Origin of the sequence: Pseudomonas sp. gcc21 (assembly GCF_012844345.1) — a bacterium.
Taxonomy (GTDB): Bacteria; Pseudomonadota; Gammaproteobacteria; order Pseudomonadales; family Pseudomonadaceae; genus Halopseudomonas.
The window spans coordinates 3,954,563-3,971,907 of sequence record NZ_CP051625.1; the positions used below are offsets into that span (position 1 = coordinate 3,954,563).

The 17,345-nt window shown below is 57.7% G+C and carries 12 protein-coding genes and 2 pseudogenes; 8 read left to right on the forward strand and 6 right to left on the reverse strand.

Annotated elements, in window-relative coordinates; genetic code table 11:
* Positions 1-55: 55 nt before the first annotated feature.
* Positions 56-1,489, reverse strand: coding sequence for a restriction endonuclease subunit S (locus tag HG264_RS18310; RefSeq protein ID WP_169408943.1), 1,434 nt, complete (start codon positions 1,487-1,489; stop codon positions 56-58).
* Entirely contained in the window at positions 1,479-3,053 is a 1,575-nt protein-coding gene (locus tag HG264_RS18315; RefSeq protein WP_169408944.1) for a class I SAM-dependent DNA methyltransferase, read from the reverse strand. Before HG264_RS18315 ends, HG264_RS18310 begins: the two co-directional genes overlap by 11 nt.
* Before the next feature lie 393 nt (positions 3,054-3,446).
* Between HG264_RS18315 and HG264_RS18320 the strand changes: the two genes are divergently transcribed.
* The 6 genes and pseudogenes from HG264_RS18320 (at position 3,447) to HG264_RS18345 (ending at position 9,761) form a co-directional block, all read left to right on the forward strand.
* Complete coding sequence (locus tag HG264_RS18320; protein WP_169408945.1) at positions 3,447-3,884, forward strand: LexA family transcriptional regulator; 438 nt, start codon at positions 3,447-3,449, stop codon at positions 3,882-3,884.
* Positions 3,877-4,194 (forward strand): annotated as a pseudogene (locus tag HG264_RS18325) (DNA polymerase V subunit UmuC); the annotation flags it as partial. The gene HG264_RS18320 and the pseudogene HG264_RS18325, both read left to right, overlap by 8 nt.
* A 73-nt stretch (positions 4,195-4,267) precedes the next feature.
* A complete protein-coding gene (locus HG264_RS18330; protein ID WP_034039555.1) occupies positions 4,268-5,557 on the forward strand; it encodes a site-specific integrase in 1,290 nt (429 codons plus the stop codon).
* On the forward strand, positions 5,550-7,280 hold the full coding sequence (locus tag HG264_RS18335) for a site-specific integrase (protein ID WP_034039553.1): 1,731 nt from the start codon (positions 5,550-5,552) through the stop codon (positions 7,278-7,280). The genes HG264_RS18330 and HG264_RS18335 overlap by 8 nt, the downstream gene beginning before the upstream one ends.
* Entirely contained in the window at positions 7,277-9,316 is a 2,040-nt protein-coding gene (locus HG264_RS18670; RefSeq protein WP_034039551.1) for a hypothetical protein, read from the forward strand. Before HG264_RS18335 ends, HG264_RS18670 begins: the two co-directional genes overlap by 4 nt.
* The gene (locus tag HG264_RS18345; RefSeq protein WP_023443007.1) at positions 9,297-9,761 is read left to right on the forward strand and encodes a hypothetical protein; all 465 of its coding nucleotides are present in this window, start codon (positions 9,297-9,299) and stop codon (positions 9,759-9,761) included. The genes HG264_RS18670 and HG264_RS18345 overlap by 20 nt, the downstream gene beginning before the upstream one ends.
* Before the next feature lie 67 nt (positions 9,762-9,828).
* On the opposite strand, the gene HG264_RS18350 is transcribed toward HG264_RS18345, so the two are convergent.
* The 4 genes and pseudogenes from HG264_RS18350 to HG264_RS18365 all read right to left on the reverse strand — a co-directional run.
* A complete protein-coding gene (locus HG264_RS18350) occupies positions 9,829-12,519 on the reverse strand; it encodes an AAA family ATPase (protein ID WP_058131653.1) in 2,691 nt (896 codons plus the stop codon).
* Positions 12,520-12,989: 470 nt separating this feature from the next.
* Entirely contained in the window at positions 12,990-13,886 is an 897-nt protein-coding gene (gene rarD, locus HG264_RS18355) for an EamA family transporter RarD (protein ID WP_043106078.1), read from the reverse strand.
* A 48-nt stretch (positions 13,887-13,934) separates the two neighbouring features.
* Positions 13,935-14,864 (reverse strand): LysR family transcriptional regulator, encoded by a 930-nt coding sequence (locus HG264_RS18360; protein WP_169407817.1) that lies wholly within the window; start codon positions 14,862-14,864, stop codon positions 13,935-13,937.
* A gap of 182 nt (positions 14,865-15,046) precedes the next feature.
* Positions 15,047-15,385 (reverse strand): annotated as a pseudogene (locus HG264_RS18365) (tyrosine-type recombinase/integrase); the annotation flags it as partial.
* A 272-nt stretch (positions 15,386-15,657) separates the two neighbouring features.
* On the opposite strand from HG264_RS18365, the gene phnC reads away from it, so the two are divergent.
* Both phnC and phnD read left to right on the forward strand, forming a co-directional pair.
* A complete protein-coding gene (gene phnC / locus HG264_RS18370) occupies positions 15,658-16,485 on the forward strand; it encodes a phosphonate ABC transporter ATP-binding protein (RefSeq protein ID WP_169408947.1) in 828 nt (275 codons plus the stop codon).
* The gene (gene phnD / locus HG264_RS18375) at positions 16,482-17,345 is read left to right on the forward strand and encodes a phosphate/phosphite/phosphonate ABC transporter substrate-binding protein (protein WP_169408948.1); all 864 of its coding nucleotides are present in this window, start codon (positions 16,482-16,484) and stop codon (positions 17,343-17,345) included. Before phnC ends, phnD begins: the two co-directional genes overlap by 4 nt.

Here is a 17,345-nt window from a genome sequence, read left to right on the forward strand (position 1 = left end):
TGCAGTGGCATATCCTACTCCCGCTCTAATCTGTCGTCCGCGACCTTGCGCAAGATCAGATCACCTCGGCGAGCAGCTGTTCGGCTTCGGGGATGCGCAGTTGGCCGGAGAGGAGTTTGGGAAGGAGGGTGTCGCGGAGCTTAGCGAGCCCTCGTGATTCTTCTCTCAATCGCGCAGTCTTTTCGAAAAGGCAACATGTATGGCCATGCCACGCATCGAGAATATAAGTTCCAGGGTCCAAAATAGGAATACTTGCCAGCTCGCTCAAGCTGAAGTTGGCTTGAACCGCCTGGACTGTTCTGGAGTGCACGATGTCTTTGATCTGCTCTGATTTCAAAGTTTGGTGAATATAATGACAAGTCGTTTTTGAGGTTGGTCTTATAAATGCTAAAGCTTGATTGGCATTCGAATAATTTAACTCGTGAGTGACTATCGCGGTCCGCCCGATCGTTCCCGCTATAGAAAACAATATATCCCCTTCTTTGAGGATCGATCTTTTAAGAACTCCTTCATGTATGCTCCGAGAAATTCTTTCTAACCCATCGATGTTTATTTCATTGTTATCGCTAATATCTCGCACCTTCAAAAACTGAATCTCAGGTTTGTCGGGCGCTAAAGTTACAGCGGACTTGCTAGGCGTTGTTCCTTTCGAAATGATCTGAGTGAACTCTGAGAGTCGACCATGCTTCCATCCTTCCGGCACCCAGCCCATGGTTTCGGTAAACACAAAGCGATCTGGAAACTGCTGGCGGATGGCGGCGGGTAGGGTGTGGGGGTGTTCGGGCGATTGCAGCTGTGCGGCCTTGGCGCGGCGTTCGGCGCGGTCGGCCAGTTCGTCGGGAATCGGATTGCCGGCTGCCAGTGCGTTGTCGATCACCGGATCGAAGTCCACAAACCAGCTTTTGAACAACGCCTGCGCCATGGCTTCGAGCGTGGTGTTCATCTGGCGGTTGAGTTCGATTTTGTCGTCGAGGGTGCTGAGCATGTACGCGATTTTCACTTGATCACGGAGAGGTGGCAGCTCTAATGGAAAACTCTTGAGACTTGTAAAGTTGAATACGGGCTGAACAGATTTAGAATTCATCGCATGAATCAAATCTACCGTTCGCTGCCACGTAAAGTAATAGTAAACAAAGAGGTGATCAGCCTTGGCGGCGTTGACTCGTAATCTCATAGTGTTCGTTGATAGCAAATAATGCTCATCCCCTTGGCGTGGGGTAAGCACACCGACCTTGCCTATTGTGCCAACTTTCGGGAAAATCAAATCTCCGATAAAACAATGGCTCCTTGGAATGGAATGGTATTTTTCTAGCGAAACGTGTCGAGTGTCAGACCAGTCGAAGCGCCGTCCTTGAATATTTTTACCCTGTACGACTAGAGCCCCTAGGTCAGTGTAGTCAGAGGTCTTTAGATTCGACCCAAAGGGGGCATCGCCCAATTCGAGAGCTATATCCTCTACCTTGCAATGCTTAAAATCCTCATTCCCCATAACCCAACCCCTCCAGGTTCCGCCGAATCACCGCATCCAGCTTCGCCGATTCCTTCATCTGCCGGTACAGGGTCTGGCTTAGTTCGGCCATTTTTTCCTCGAACAGCACGCCATCATCTTCCACGTCCGCAGCGCCGACATAACGACCGGGTGTCAGTACATAGTCGTTGGCCTTGATCTCATCCAGCGTGGCGGATTTGCAGAAGCCGGGTACGTCTTCATACACAGTCTCACCGTCAAACTCGCCACGCCAGGCATGGTAGGTGCGGGCGATGTCGGCGATGTCGTCGGTGGTGAGTTCCTTGTGGGTGCGGTCGATCATGCTGCCCTTGTTGCGGGCGTCAATAAACAGGGTTTCACCCTGGCGGTCGCGGAAGTGTTTGCGGCCATCATTGAACTGCTGGGCGCGCTTGTTCTTGGTCATGAACCACAGGCATACGGGAATCTGCGTGGTGTAGAACAGCTGGCCGGGCAGGGCGATCATGCAGTCGATATGGTCGTTCTCGATCAGCTTCTGGCGGATCAGCCCTTCGCCGCTGGTGTTGGTGCTCATGGAGCCGTTGGCCAATACAAAACCGGCGACGCCGTTTTCGCTGAGCTTGGCCAGCATGTGCAGTATCCAGGCGTAGTTGGCGTTGCCGGTGGGCGGTACTTCATAGCCGGCCCAGCGCGGGTCGTTGGTCAGCTCGTTGCTGGCGCGCCATTCCTTCAGGTTGAATGGCGGGTTGGCCATGATGAAATCGGCCTTCAGGTCCGGGTGCTGGTCCTTGAAGAAGGTGTCAGCAGGCACGTCGCCCAGGTTGCCGGCGATACCGCGAATGGCCAGGTTCATCTTCGCCAGCTTGTAGGTGGTGGCGGTCTGTTCCTGCCCGTAGATGGATATGTCTTTCTTGTTGCCCTGGTGGTTCTCGATGAACTTGATCGACTGCACGAACATGCCGCCCGACCCGCAGCACGGGTCATAGATCTTGCCCTGGTAGGGCTCGATCATTTCGGCAATCAGGTTGACCACGCATTTGGGCGTATAGAACTCACCGCCGCCCTTGCCCTCGGTGGCGGCAAAGTTGCCGAGAAAATATTCGTACACCCGGCCGACCACGTCCTGCTCGTTGTCTTCGACGGTGTCGATGTTATTGATCGAGTCGATCAGCGCCGCCAGCTTGCTGACGTCCAGCCCCAGGCGGGAGAAATAGTTGTCCGGCAATGCGCCGCGCAGCGACGGATTGCTCTTTTCGACGGTATGCAGCGCGGTGTCGATCTTGACCGCAATGTCATCCTGCTTGGCGTGCTGCTGAATGTATGACCAGCGCGACTGCTCAGGTAGGTAGAACACGTTGCGCATGGTGTAGAAGTCGACCATATCTACGTAGGCGCTTCGGCCCTCATCGATCATCTCCTGCCTGCGCGCCTCGAAGGTGTCGCTGACAAACTTCAGAAAGATCAGGCTCAGCACCACGTGCTTGTATTCGGATGACTCAACCGTGCCACGCAGCTTGTCGGCGGTGTCCCAGAGCGTCTGTTCGAAGGATTTTGTTTTCTTGCTGGATGCGGCTTTTTTGCTCATGTGTTTCGGCTTTGCGAGGGGTGCGTCGGACTGCGCGCAGTGCATGCGTAAGCAGGCCGGAAAAAGCGGGCGGCAGGCGTTCCGTTGCCGGCGTGCTGCGTCCTGGTTGATGTCGGGGAGCATACGAGAGCAGAAGTGGGGATGTCCAACAAAAGCAGGCGCTTAAGCACAGTCAAGCGCTGGGGGAGCGGGTAAAACCGATATGGCTTTCGGGCAAGCACTGGAGCGTCCCGGCAATATACGCCGCCCGGGGCGAAGCGTGTGCGGTGCTGGCTTCTCTTTGTGCGCGACTTCTCCGTAGTCCGGCTGTCCGGATACGGAAAGGGTCATATTGCCTCGCCGTTTTTGCTCGTATACTGTTTATCTATCCAGTAAAAAGCAAAGGCATGCGCCATGAGCGAAGCAGTTATTCTTGCTCCCATCGGAAGCTCGGCGGTCGAGCTTCCGTTCTTTTCGGCCCGGGTGCCCGCCGGGTTTCCGAGCCCGGCTCAGGATCATCTGGAGAAAACGATTTCTCTGGATACCTTGTTGGATATCGATGCGCCGCATACTTATCTGGTGCGCGCACACGGTGACAGCATGATCGGGGCGGGCATCTTTGATGGCGATGTTCTGGTGGTCAGCCGGGCCCTGACGGCAAGGCACGGCGATATCGTCATCGCAGCGATCAATGGTGACAGTTTCGTCAAACGCTTTACTGTGCAAAACGGGCAGCTGGTGCTGTGCTCGGAGAATCCCCGCTATCCACCCCGGTACATCCTTGAAGGCGATGAGCTGCTGATCTGGGGCGTAGTCACGGACAGCATACGGCGGCACGGCAATCATGGCTGAGCGCAGCATTGCCCTGATCGATTGCAATTCCTTTTATGCATCCTGCGAGCGGGTGTTTCGCCCGGACCTGATGAAGACGCCCATCGTTGTGCTCAGCAATAACGACGGCTGCGTGATCGCCCGGTCCGCTGATGCCAAACCTTTCTTGAAGATGGGCGCGCCGTATTTTCAGATCAGGGACGTGCTGCGCCAGCACGGCATCCTCGCTTTCTCGAGCAACTACGAGCTGTATGGCGACATGAGCGAGCGGGTGATGACGGTGCTCGAAAGCATGGTTCCTGCCCTTGAGGTGTACAGCATCGATAAGAGTAAGTTGTATAGTGCGGACGCCTAAGCTATTGAGTTCTATCTATGGACATTGTTAAGCGTCCCAGGGGCGTTGAATGGCGACGCTAGAGCGCATTCATTTCGTGCCCCATTACCTCGTGCGCAGAGAGAACGCCGTCGCATACTCCCCCAGTAGCAGCCGGCCATCCATTGAGGGCTTGCCCCAAATCTTTTGGGCAGACTATGCACCTTGGAGGGAGGCAAACCTGTGGGCAGTGGAGCGAGCAACGACTGGTGACGCTTCTCTTAAGACCGTTGCCAGTAACATGAATGGCCTTCTCAATTACGCTAAATTTCTTGAATCTCGTGATTTGCAGTGGTTCGAGTTTCCCGCTCGCAAAGCTGACCGCTGCCTGGTGCTATACCGAGGGGCGTTGATCAAGATGCGCGATGCCGGCCAGATCGGCCCATCCACGGCGTCTGAGTACATGCGCAATTGCATCATGTTCTATCGGTGGGTAAGGCATAGGGAGCTTCTTTCTCCACACGTCCAGCTGTGGCGGGAAAAACCCTACGTCGTTAAATACTTCGACCGGGTGGGGTTCGAGCGAACGATCAGCGGAACCACCACCGACCTCAGCATCCCGAACCGTAAGCGCCCAGGCCAAACGCTTGAAGATGGGCTGTTGCCAGTCTCGGAGACCGATCGCGATGCAATTCTGGATTTCGCCGCAGAGAACGCCACGCCCGAGCTCTACCTCATGTTGGCCCTTGGATTTTTTACCGGGATGCGGCTCGGCAGCATCTGTGATCTCAAGATTCAGTCTCTGGAGCGCGCCGCCCCCGACCCTTCCGCTGAAGGGCTTCTACGCCTTGCAGTTGGTCCAGGCGCAGCTCCGCCAGTGCACACGAAATTCGGTGTGACTGGCCAGGTCTGGATACCCGAAGCGTTGCGTGATGAATTGCTGGAATATGCCAAAGGCTGGCGGAGGATGGAACGAGAGGCGAAAGCCTCGCCCGAGAATCGTGATTTGCTGTTCTTGACCCGCTTTGGTAACGCCTATGGCAGGCGCGGCACCGATCAGTCATCTGCTGTGAATGTTGAGATGTCCGAGTTTCGAAAACGGGGCGTCAAAGCAGAACTACAGGTGCTCCGTAAATTCCGCTTCCATCAGTCGCGCTGCACCTTCGGTACCGAATTGGCACGTCTGGCGCTATCGGCTTGTGCCGATGTCGCTATTGTAATTGCGACGGTCAGCGACGCGTTGCTCCATGGGCCTAACTCTGAAGCCACCACCTTCAAATACATCCGATTCGTACAGGCACTGCCGATCAAACAAGCCCTCTCAAATAGCTTCATGGCGGCATTTAGCGGGATCGGCGCTGGGGCGCGGCACGATGGATAGTTCCGAATTCGACCTCACTTTCCCGATGCTTGAGTATGGGGCCACTGAAACGCCCTGGGACCTCCGGCCGCTGCTGTTTCGCGGAGGTGCAGCAGCAAAGGTGAAGCATGTGGGCCGCCAGATCGCGCAGGGCGAACTCGGCAGTCCCTTGCCGGAACGTTTCGAGCTGGTGACGCAGCTGCATGAGCACATGACTGACGACCTTGCTGGTGGCGGAAGTCGCTTCTCGGTGCAGAACAAGATCAGTGCATTGCGCCGATTCTTTGCCTGGATCGATTCAGAAAACGTGAATCTCAGTCTCGAGACGGCGGCCGACACGTTCATTCGTTGGACCGATCACTTGCTCCAGCGTCATCGAGTCGAACGCAATTTCAGCGATGGGTCCCTGTACGATCTCACCAGGCTCACGGCGACGATGCTGGACCGAGCATTGGACCGCCAAGCAAGCCTGAGCAAGAGCACACGTATTCGCAAGCCGCGCGGCAAAGGCAAGGTACATACGAGCAAAGCGGACAAGCAGAATCTGCAAAACACCTTCGCATTCGGACACCTTCTAGCTGACGTATGCGAGGCATTGACCTGGAGGGGGACAATGGCCCCCCTCCCAGTTTGTATTTCGTTACGCACCGGCCAAGTGCTGGAACTATGGTCGGGATTGCAGAGCCCCGAGAAAGTAGCGGCCCGCCGTACCAGGCCGCAAAACCAAGCGCAAATCGAAGCATCCCTGGCGGCGCGTGCCGCCCACGATGCAGATCGGACACTGCGGACCCGTTTCCCCATCGTCAATTTACGGATCGAGAGTGAATTGCTGATGTTCATCGCCCAGACCGGTCTGAACCTCCAGCAAGCACATACCCTGCGGGTTGAGCAGTTTCATTACACCAGCCACATAGACGGCTACCAGGTACGTACCTACAAAAATCGACGGGAAGGAGAAGTGCTATTCGAGATCTTTGCCAGTTATCGAGAGTGGTTCGAGCGCTATCTCGAATGGCGTTCCGAATGGTTTCCCAATGAGCCGGATGGTTTGCTCTTTCCGCTTATACGTAGCGGGGGACGAATCCTAGAAGAGGCGACGCAGTTCACGAACGTTACGCGCATCTGCCGCGAGCTTGGCATACCGATAGTGAGACCGCGAAAACTGCGCGGGACGCGCATCAACTGGTTGCTTCGGGAGTCCCAGAATCCCCAACAGGTTGCGGAGTTGGCCCAGCATACGGTGCAAACGCTGATACGCGTATATGCCGACCCCCATCCGCAGATCGCTATGGTGGAAATTACGCGCTTCCATCAGCAAACCGATCCGTCCCTTTCACCTCCTGCTCCTGGTAGATGTGTATCGGCCACACCTGAACCAGTGGGCACGATGCCGAAGAATGGTCCGCGACCCGACTGCATCAATGCTGCCGGTTGCCTGTTCTGTACCCAGCACCGGGATATCGAAAGTGAGGATCATGTGTGGTCTCTCGGTAGCTTGCGCCACCTCAAATCGCTTGAACTGGCACGCTACCGCCCATCCAGTTCGGGTAAGCACCTGACGACAGAGCATCCGGCCCTGCTGGTGATCGATCGGCTGACGGCCAAACTGCGCTTCTTCGAAGAAAGTAGCGAGGTCCGCAGGCTTTGGGTCGAAGAAGCCAGAGCGCGCATAAGTGAAGGTGACTACCACCCGGCCTGGGATGGCTTCATCCGATTGGCAGAACTGCGACAAAGATCAGCATGACGAAAAATATTCTTTCCGAACTTGGCCTCGGCATCGACTCGCCCCTAGCGATTCCTGATGCGCCGAACTACCGTCCGCCGTGCTGGCCACCGCAGCGTGATTGGCCGGTCATCATAGATGCCGCTGGCCAGGTGGTGAGCCGTTGGGGCGATGCCATTTGGCGGCTCGACCCATGGGCGGGAAAACGGCTCACTCTCAATTTCGGCGATGGCCCAGCTAAGAAATATGTCGCCGCGATCGATCCTGCGAACGCCGATTTATTGCGGACCGTAATCGGCTGGTGGCTATACGGCCCCAATGGAGCCCGTGGATACCGAGGCCTGAAAACGCGCTTCGACCAGATGCGTCGGCTGTTCGTCTTGTGCACTCAAGAAGGCATTCTCGCATCCGAACTGAGTCATTTTCCGCGCGTTGCCGACCGTCTCCCGGAGGTGCTCCAGGCTTCCCGGTCCGGTGAGTTCTTGGCATTGCTGCACGAACTGTACGAGCGGCGGGATGCGCTGGGGTTCACCTTGTTGGATCGCGCAGGGTTGGCACGCCTCGCAGCGGCCATGCCCGACCACCAGAAGCTCCAGACCCCCTATATCCCGCCCCGCATTTGGCACTATCAAATCACACGCTTGCGCGAATGCCTGGATGACTTTTTGGCGCATCGAGGCCAAGTCGAGGAGTGCTTCCGCTTCTGTCTGGCTGCCTATCGGCACAACTCTGCCAGTCTCCAAGGACAACGCAGGCCACAATCGTTCTATCCGTTTCAGTGGCCGTCGGATGGATCAAACGGAAAGTGGACTGGGCGGCAGTACTACGGCCCATTCATCGACACCGCGCATCGGTTTGGCATGGTGGAACTATTTCGTCGCTGGCTGGGAGTGAGCGACGACGAAATTCGCATTCAAACTCTGAGTCGCTACCTCAACCTCGTGAGTCGATCTGGACTGTGCTATCTGCTGAACTTCAGCCTCATGCGAGTCGAAGAGGCTTGGAACCTGCGCGCCGATTGCTTGCACATAGAACGTGATCCGCAGTTTGGCGACATCCATGTATTGTGCGGACGAACGACCAAGACGATGTCGGATTCTGAGGCACTTTGGGTGACGTCCCCGTCAGCTCAGGTGGCAGTTGAAGCCATGCGTGTGGTCGCAGACCTCCGCGCAGAATGCGACTCTCCCCCCGGCGAGGCCTCGGTGCCGGATGATCCGGCCAAGCGCTATCTGCTTGATTATTGCCTTGAACCGTGGGGAACGAAGTTCACCAAGATCAACCGCACGATTCGGCCATCGATTCCGAGCTATGCCCATGTGCTTCAGTGGTTCGACAAGCTGTTCGACCGTGAGCAATTGCGCATTACGCCGGAAGATTTCGAATTGGCTCGGTTGGTGACGCCGACGCTGACCGACGAGTTTGCGGTCGGCAAAATCTGGCCGTTGGCCTGGCATCAACTCCGACGAACCGGCGCAGTGAATATGCAGGCATCCGGGCTGGTCAGCGACGCTTCATTGCAGTTTCAGCTAAAGCACGTCGCCAGAGCGATGAGTCTCTACTACGGGCAAAACCATTCCAGGGTACGGCTGGAAGAGAAGGCCCATACCTACTACGTCCGCACCATGTACGAAACTTTGGGTAGGCAGCTGCAACAGCTGACGAGCAACCGATTCGTCAGCCCCCACGGCGAGAAGCGAAAATCTGAGATTGTCCGCCTGATCTCAGCCTCTGATGCTAAGAAAGCGATCAATCTGGCTAAGAAGGGGACGGTCACTCATCGACCGATTTTGCTGGGCATCTGCACGAGCCGTACCCCCTGTCCCTATGGGGGCATCGACAATATCGCTCGCTGCGGAGGGGGCGACTCCCCCGGAGAAACCAAACCATGTGCGGACGTTCTCTATGACCCCGAGCAACTCGACGAAGTCGAAGTGTTGGAGGCGGTATTGGATGAGCGCCTGGCCGCTGCCGAGGTAGACAGTCCGCTAAGGACTTCGTTGGAAGCCCAGAAACGTAGTGTGGAGAATTATCGCCATGTCATCCGGCAAACATGAATCCGCTGACCCGGCTAAGCGAATGAGTGCCGGCGAGCAGTATCGCGCAGCGTTCGAGCGGCTGAAGAGCAACAAGCCCGAACGACTGCCGAAGGGGACGCCCGTAAGTCAGAACAACGTTGCCAAGGAGGCCGGCAGCGACCCCTCTGCACTGAAAAAAGCTCGTTTCCCCCTACTGATCGCTGAGATCCAAAAGTACGTGGAAGGACACGCTGAGCAACGTCCGCCATCAGTGCGCCAAGTCAGCTTATTAGCCCGCAGAAAAAATCGTGGACTTCGAGAACGGATCGAGGAAATCACGCAGCAGCGTGACCACCTAGCCAGCCTACTCAGTGAGGCCGACGCCACCATTCTTGAGCTGTACGACCGTATTGCGGACTTGGAGCGCCAACTGCCGGCCTCCAATGTGCTTCCTCTTGATCCGCGAGGCCACAAAAAACTTTGAAACGGAGAGCTCGCAATATTCGAAAGAAACACAGCCATGCCCGACCAGCCCGGCATGAAACGTCGGGCTAGCCGCCGAAGAGCTTCTTGCGTTGCGCGGTCCGCTCCCGGCGTAGATTCTCGTAGGCAGTTCGGCGTTTAGTCGCGTTTTTGATTAATTCCAGGACCTGGGCGATATCGCCGAGCAACTCCTCACGCGCGGGAAGCGGTAGTTGGCGCTCGCCTGGGGTGTCGTGGGCCTCGGTAGCTTCGCAGGCCCGCGCATACACTGCCAGCAACTGCTCCCACTCCTCTGCGGGGTGGCCAATGACAGCACCAAATGCTTCTACGCTCACCACATCGCTGAACGGCTGGACGGTATTGTTCAAAAAAACCTCGCGTATGGCGCGCTCGACAGTGCCTCGGAGGCTTGAGTATCCCGATGCGATTTGCCGCTCAAGCTCATCATCCGGGTCGCTGCCGACCGGAACGTTCAGTGCTTTCGCACGACTTTCGAGATCGGCCAGGCGGGCCTTGGTGTCCATCGTCGTCCACGTCAGCCCCTCGCTCACTAGTCCCGGCGACTCGTCCCAACCGATGGTCTTGTAGCTGGCCGAGCGATCAGCGCGCTGAAGCGCCATCGCGAGCTCGGTCAGGAACACCGCATCATGGGTGAACACCAGCACTTGGCGGGTCTCAGCCAGCGCTACCAAACGCCGAGCTATGGCCCGACGATATACGTGATCCAGCGACGTAGACGGATCGTCGAAAATAACGGTCGAAGTATGTGGCAGGGATTCGAGCTCGGCGAGGAACATAGCCATCCCCAACGCGCGCTGCTCGCCCTCTGACAGCACCTTGGAGGCTTTCGCCGTGATTTCCTGCAGGCGCAGCGTGACCTTGGTCACCCCCAGCTCTGTGCGCCCGCTCAGGTCGGGTTGCACCCGTCGCTTATAGCCCAGGGCTTTCAACTCAGCATTCATAGAAGCGGCCAGAGCCTCGGTCACATGCGTCGCCGCCAGGGACGTCAGTTTGCGTGACACTGCCGCTGGGTTGAGGGCGGCATGGCAGCGGCTCAATGTGGCATGGACCTGACTGTCCTGAACAAAGCGCTCCACCGCGCCAAGCTGGTTGGCGAGGCGTTGTCGGGCTTCTAGCTCTGCCAGTTCTTGGGTCAGCGCCAAGCGTAGAGCGGGATCGGCAGAGGTCCGCAGGGTATTGGCGTCGACTCGGAGCGAAGCAGCTTTGGCGGCGAAGAGACTATCGAGGTTTGCTTCGATAGGAAGCGGTTCTGACTCGGGGGACCAGTTTCCAGTTTGCAGGGCTTGGCTAACCCAAGTATGCCGGGCGGTCCAGACCGATGCCGCTGCGGTGATGGCAGCGTGTAGGTCGGGCAGTCGCTCCTCCACGTCAGCCCGTGTTGGCACATCCAGAACGTTTAGATCGACAGCCTGCACCTTCCCTAGAGCGTTCATGCGCGCAAGCGTGGCGGCTTGCGCATCCGCCGTGGCGCTGTCGGCGACAAATGCCGCGAAACGCCGCATGCGCTCCGAGGCATCCGTTGAATAAGGTTGCTGGCAGAGTACGCAGTAAGCGTCCGGTTCCAGGTGCGGGAAGGGATGTTCAGGGTATGCCGTCTGCTGAGAGAAAGCCTCAGCGGCTCGGTACATCGTTTGCCAGAGTTCAGCTCCTGTGCCTTCCAGCAGCGTGGCGGTGGGTGAGGACGTTACCGGCAACTCCATGGCGTTCAGTGTGTCTCGATCCTGAAGACGCGCTTGCGCCAGTTGCATGGCGAGATGCGCGGTTTTTTCCGTTGTAATCAGTTCCTTTGCCCGTGCTATGGCACGATCATTCACCCAGCGCTGGACTTCCTCGGCTCGACGCTGCGCCTGGTCCAAGCGTGTCGCCAAACGTTCCAAGGCCAGCGCCTGCGGCACAGGATCGCTTTCCAGTAATGTCCGCTTCAGAAACTCCAGTCGCCGGAGTTCATCGTCACCGACCGTCCCTAATCGAGCAAGCACGGCGCGGTCCGAGTCCCCACCTAATTTGGCGATGTAGCGGCCGACTTCGGTGTCACCCTTCAGCGGTTCGAATTGCCGGGTATCCAGAGCCAAGGCATTGCGTTCGGTCCCAATCCGTGCCTGTAAATCACGCTGAAGTAGGACCAGGCGCGTCAGATGAGTGAGTCCGTAGGGCTGAAATGCAGGGGTCCCTTCCGCGTCGATGTAGTCATTGGCACAGGCCGCGTCGTAGACCGAGACCGAACTCAAATGCAAATGGGCCGGCCCGTTCTGGACCCAACGTGCGGTTTCCGGAGTGCCATCCACCAAAATGGCGAAATCTGCTGATGGCAGTCTAGCTGGGGTTGCCGCCCCAAAAGCGTCGGGCAGGACCTCCACCCGATGCCGAGCGTTGCAGGCATTCTTGAAGACGCGGGCGTAGCCGGATTTGCCGGCGCCGTTATGACCAAAGAAAATGGTCATGCCCTCCGGTGCGAGGTCAAAGGCACGACCGGACGGGAAGCCGTTTACCTGGTCTAGCCCCGAGACACCCACCAACCGCACGGTTGCGCCACTTCCGGCGCCTGGTACGTCGTCCAGCGTGAATGGCCGTGCTCCCCCCGTGGTTGCGTCTTCCCGTTCTTGCTCGCGAACCATTCGCAGAATGGTCTCGATGTCATCTTGGGTTAGTTCGGCCCGGGCAAATATCCGGCGCAGTGCTTCCTGCTGCCAGGGTCTGAGTCCGCCGGCCCACCCAATAATCTCGTCCAACAATGGCATATCCGTCTCCTTTCCAGATCCGCCGATTAAAGGCCGCGCCCAGTTGGATGGCAAGTGGCCAGCGCCTTCGAGGTGCTTCGCCGTGTTCCGTTTGCCTGCCTTCCTGACCGCCACCCTAGTGGCTTGTCCGGTCGTGACGCTACACGGGCAGAATTTCTGCATGCTGGCCAGTATCAAGCCGCTCTAAAGTCCGCTACCGGAAAGCGCTGTTTAGCGGTGAGAGACGGGGAAAGTGCGGAAGCTACTACCGACGCAAGCGATGTGGTGAGCAGTCCTCAGGTATGTGCGAAATTGCACTCCTCTTGACCACCAATTTGGGTTGGCGTTGACCACGGATTGCGTTCAACTTGACCAGGGCGTGTCACTGTCACGACCGTCAGAGAACGGCCAAGAGCAGCCATTTACGCCAGGTTACCTTTCGCCCCTGAGCAGGCGTTGGATATTGGCCAGAATCGGGTTGCCTAGTGACCTTATGCAACGTCCCTGAGCGGCTCTAACCCACCCCTCATATGGCGCATTCCGTCTAGAACCAACAAGCCGACCGCCAGCCAGATGGGGATATAGGTCAGCCATTCGTGCGTCTGGATCTGTTCACCGATAAGCAGAGCCACTGCGACCATCAGCACAGGCTCCACATACCCCAGTAGGCCAAACAGGCTGAATGAAAGGATGCGACTGGCGACCGTGTAGCACATGAAAGCGGCGGCACTGATGACCGCCAGTACGACGACCATCAAGAACAGGCTCGGCGCTTGCGCGAAGTGGTTGGTGGTCGATTGCTGCGCGACTATAAACCAGACAACGAATGGCAGTGTCAGCAGCATGTCAAACCAGAGTCCGCCTAGATGAGCAGTGCCCAGCTTGCTGCGCAGGACGAAATACAGGGGAAAGCCCAAAGCAACCAGCAGCGCTTCCCAGGAGAAACCGCCCACCTGATACAACTCATGGGCTACGCCCAGTGCGGCGGCCAATCCGGCGGCCTTTTGAAGCGTAGAAAGGCGCTCGCGGTAGAACACCCGGCCGATCAGCAGCATGCTCAGCGGCAGCAGGAAGTAGCCCAGGGAAACTTGCAGGCCCCGACCGTTCAATGGTGCCCACAAAAAAAGCCACTGCTGGGTGCCGAGCAGCGCACTGCTGCAACACAGGCCGAGGATCAGCCACGGGGTTTGGCGGAGGCGGGCGAACAACGCCACGACGTGCTTCCACTCCCGACCGATCAGCATAAACAGGGTGACGCAGGGCAGCGTCAGCAGCATGCGCCAAGCGAATACTTCCTCGCCGTTCAAGGGCGCTAGCAGGGTCGCGTAGTAGTAGAGGCCAGCAAACATGCAGGACGATGCAACAGACAAAGCGATGCCTTTGTACACGAAGCCTCCGTGTAGCGAGTCAGTGGACGATGGGGAGAAAACTCAGGGTTACGCGAGCGCCCAGGGTGGGCCGTTGGCGAACTTGCGTTCGATCCACTCCTTGAAGGCCAGGGTGGTGGCCGGGGAAAATTTTGCCGAGGGCCTTACCAGATAAATCCCGCCTTGGCCATCCAGTGACCACTGCGGCAGCACGCGAACCAGACGGCCCTCGACCAGGTCGCGACTCATCAACCACTCACCCGCAGCCAATATGCCCACGCCCGCGCGGGCGGCTGCGAGCAGCGACTCGCCGTCATTCGCTGTCAGCGCTCCCTTTACCGCCACCCGCTCCTGGCGCTTGCCGTTGCACAGACGCCATTCGGGGAAGTTGGCAAAGCCACTGAAACGCAGACAGTTGTGACTGGAAAGTTCCTCTGGTGTAGCGGGACGGCCGTGTTGCGCGAGGTAATCGGCAGAGGCGCAGAGGATGCGCCGGTGATCGCTGAGCTTTTTGGCGATCAGCCGGTTGTCGTTAAGCTCACCGATCCGGATAGCGGCATCGAAACCCTCAGCGATGATGTCGACGAAGCGATCGCTGTAGTCCGCCACCACCTCTATTTGTGGGTGGCTCTTGAGGAACTCCGGCAGCAGCGGCGCGAGCCAAACTCTACCCATGGTCGCCGGCAGCGCCAGGCGCAACGTGCCACGCGCCTCCATCGCACCCAGCGCCGCCTCTTGCTGAGCCTGCGAAATCAACGCCAGCGCAGCACGCAGGCGCTCTACAAGCTGCGCGCCTGCATGCGTCAGACGAACCTGGCGAGTGGAGCGTTCGATCAACCGCACGCCCAAGCGAGCCTCCATCGCCGCTACGCGCTTCGAAACAATCGAAGGATGACGCTGCAAGCGGCGTCCGGCAGCCACGAACGAGCCTTCGTCGGCGACTGCGAGCAGTGCGGCTATTTCATCGCTGTGTCGATTGTCGAGCAGCTCGGAGTTCATGACGTAAAGGCGCTTGGCTGAATGTGGCTACAGTATGAGAGCGCTATTCAGAATGAACAATGTTGGTGATTTGCACTTCATAGATGCATGCGGTGCATCAATAAGTCTTGCCATACTACGAGTGGGAATGACTGCCTTTGGCCGGTTAGCGACGGTCTGACTTCGACCGTCGCAATATATGGTCAGACCTCGGTCTGCTCCGCCATTTCCAGAGCGTCATCGACCTCAATCCCAAGATATCGGACGGTGCTCTCAAGCTTCGTATGGCCGAGCAGAATTTGAATCGCCCGTAGGTTCTTCGTCCTGCGATAGATCAGCGATGCCTTCGTACGTCTCATCGTGTGTGTGCCATACATGGCAGGATCTAGGCCAATGGCTTTTACCCAGCCTTTGACGATACGAGCGTATTGACGAGTGGATAGATGGTCTGATGTATGCAGCCTGCTCGGGAAAAGGCAGTCCTGGCTCCGGAGCTGTGCTTGATGTATCCAGGCGGCGAGAGCAGACCGTGTTTCCCTAGTGTGCGCTCTCTTGCTTGGATGGCATTACGTTCTGGCCCAACGTTACTGTAGCGAATCCGCAGCAGTATCAATCAAAGCCTCCTGTATCCCGCGTGAAGAAAGACGCTACGTTGCGCCCGTTCTTCCACGGCTTCGCTTGCCGCCCCGCTACGGCAGATTCGAAGTATTCATCGAAATGTCATCCTTTAGAAGCAGTGCGTTAACAAGGAATTTCTACCCTTTGCATCGCGAACCGCAATTGTGCGGCCAGCAATATTGCGAAAGGTGATCAAATGACGCCCCATCCGATACAGGACGCCGTGCTGCGGGTCGACCGGTTGAGCGTCGTCTATCCAGGCGGCGTGACAGCCCTACGCGATACCTCGATTGCATTTCGGCGTGGTGAGTTCACCGTGCTGCTTGGTCTCTCGGGCGCAGGCAAGTCGACCTTGCTCCGTAGTCTCAATCGACTCGTCACGCCCACTGGCGGCAGTGTCACCAGCGAACTCGGTGAGCTCGGCAGCGGCTCGGCCTTGCGTCAGCATCGTCGGCGTACCGCCATGATCTTTCAGCACCACCAGCTAATCGAACGTCAAAGCGCACTGGCTAATGTGCTTACCGGTCGGCTGGCCTTTCACAACACGCTCCGCTCGCTGTTTCCTCTGCCGCGTGCCGATCAGGAGATTGCGCTCAGTTGCCTCGCTCGGGTCGGTCTGGCAGACAAGGCGCTAAGCCGGGTGGACAAACTGTCCGGTGGCCAGCAGCAGCGGGTAGGCATCGCGCGTGCGCTAGCGCAACAGCCGGCGATCATTCTGGCCGATGAGCCGGTAGCCAGTCTCGACCCGGCCACTTCGGTCCGTGTTCTCGGATTGCTGCGCGACATCTGCAAGGAAGACGGCATCACCGCCATCGTTTCGCTGCATCAACTCGAATATGCCCGCTGCTTCGCCGATCGCGTCGTCGGGCTGGCCGATTCTCAGATCGTTTTCGATGCCGCGCCCTCGGAACTCACCGATGCGCAGCTTGAGCGCATCTATGCAGGCCGCTCTACGACTCAGCCAGCGAATGCTCCGGCTGAACCACCTGTCATGCTCGAACCTTCACTGGAGATGTCCCGATGAAACGCTTATCCGCGCTCTTATTGACTTGCTTGCTGTCCGCTGTTTCAAGTTTGTCCGCCCTAGCGGCCGATGCCGATCCGGATGTGCTAAAGGTTGCCCTGCTGCCGGACGAAAACGCCTCCGAGCTGATCAAGCGTAACCAGCCGCTGAAGGATTATCTGGAAGAGCATCTGGACAAGAAGGTGCAGCTGATCGTAACCACCGACTATTCCTCGATGATTGAGGCGATGCGCTTTGGCCGTATCGACCTGGCGTATTTCGGTCCGCTGTCCTACGTCATGGCCAAAAGCAAAAGCGACATCGAGCCCTTCGCTGCCATGGTCATCGACGGCAAGCCGACCTATCGCTCGGTGATTATCGCCAATGTGGCGTCAGGCGTGAATGAGTATGCCGACCTTAAGGGCAAGATGATGGCCTATGGTGACCGGGCATCGACGTCCAGCCATTTGATTCCCAAAACCGTGCTTCTTGAGACGGCCGATTTGACGGGTGGGCAGGACTACGAACAACATTTTGTGGGCACGCATGACGCCGTTGCCGTCAACGTGGCGAACGGCAACGCCGATGCGGGTGGGCTGTCGGAGGTAATTTTCAATCACGTAGCCGAACGTGGCCTAATCGATCCGAGCAAGGTGAAAGTACTTGGTTACAGCGGCGAATACCCCCAGTACCCCTGGGCGATGCGCTCCAACCTGAGCCCCGAGCTGAAAACCAAGGTTCGGGATGTGTTCGTCGGTATCGACGATCCCGAAGTGCTGCGCAACTTCAAGGCCGAGGCCTTCGCGCCCATCACCGACGCCGACTACGATGTGATCCGCAACATGGGATCGCTGCTCGGCCTCGACTTCGCCACGATGTGA

Coding starts and splice junctions, on each gene's coding strand:
- HG264_RS18310 (WP_169408943.1), bottom strand. CDS start 1,489: ATGGGGAATGAGGATTTTAAGCATTGCAAGGTAGAGGATATAGCTCTC.
- HG264_RS18315 (WP_169408944.1), bottom strand. CDS start 3,053: ATGAGCAAAAAAGCCGCATCCAGCAAGAAAACAAAATCCTTCGAACAG.
- HG264_RS18320 (WP_169408945.1), top strand. CDS start 3,447: ATGAGCGAAGCAGTTATTCTTGCTCCCATCGGAAGCTCGGCGGTCGAG.
- HG264_RS18330 (WP_034039555.1), top strand. CDS start 4,268: ATGGCGACGCTAGAGCGCATTCATTTCGTGCCCCATTACCTCGTGCGC.
- HG264_RS18335 (WP_034039553.1), top strand. CDS start 5,550: ATGGATAGTTCCGAATTCGACCTCACTTTCCCGATGCTTGAGTATGGG.
- HG264_RS18670 (WP_034039551.1), top strand. CDS start 7,277: ATGACGAAAAATATTCTTTCCGAACTTGGCCTCGGCATCGACTCGCCC.
- HG264_RS18345 (WP_023443007.1), top strand. CDS start 9,297: ATGTCATCCGGCAAACATGAATCCGCTGACCCGGCTAAGCGAATGAGT.
- HG264_RS18350 (WP_058131653.1), bottom strand. CDS start 12,519: ATGCCATTGTTGGACGAGATTATTGGGTGGGCCGGCGGACTCAGACCC.
- HG264_RS18360 (WP_169407817.1), bottom strand. CDS start 14,864: ATGAACTCCGAGCTGCTCGACAATCGACACAGCGATGAAATAGCCGCA.
- phnC (WP_169408947.1), top strand. CDS start 15,658: ATGACGCCCCATCCGATACAGGACGCCGTGCTGCGGGTCGACCGGTTG.
- phnD (WP_169408948.1), top strand. CDS start 16,482: ATGAAACGCTTATCCGCGCTCTTATTGACTTGCTTGCTGTCCGCTGTT.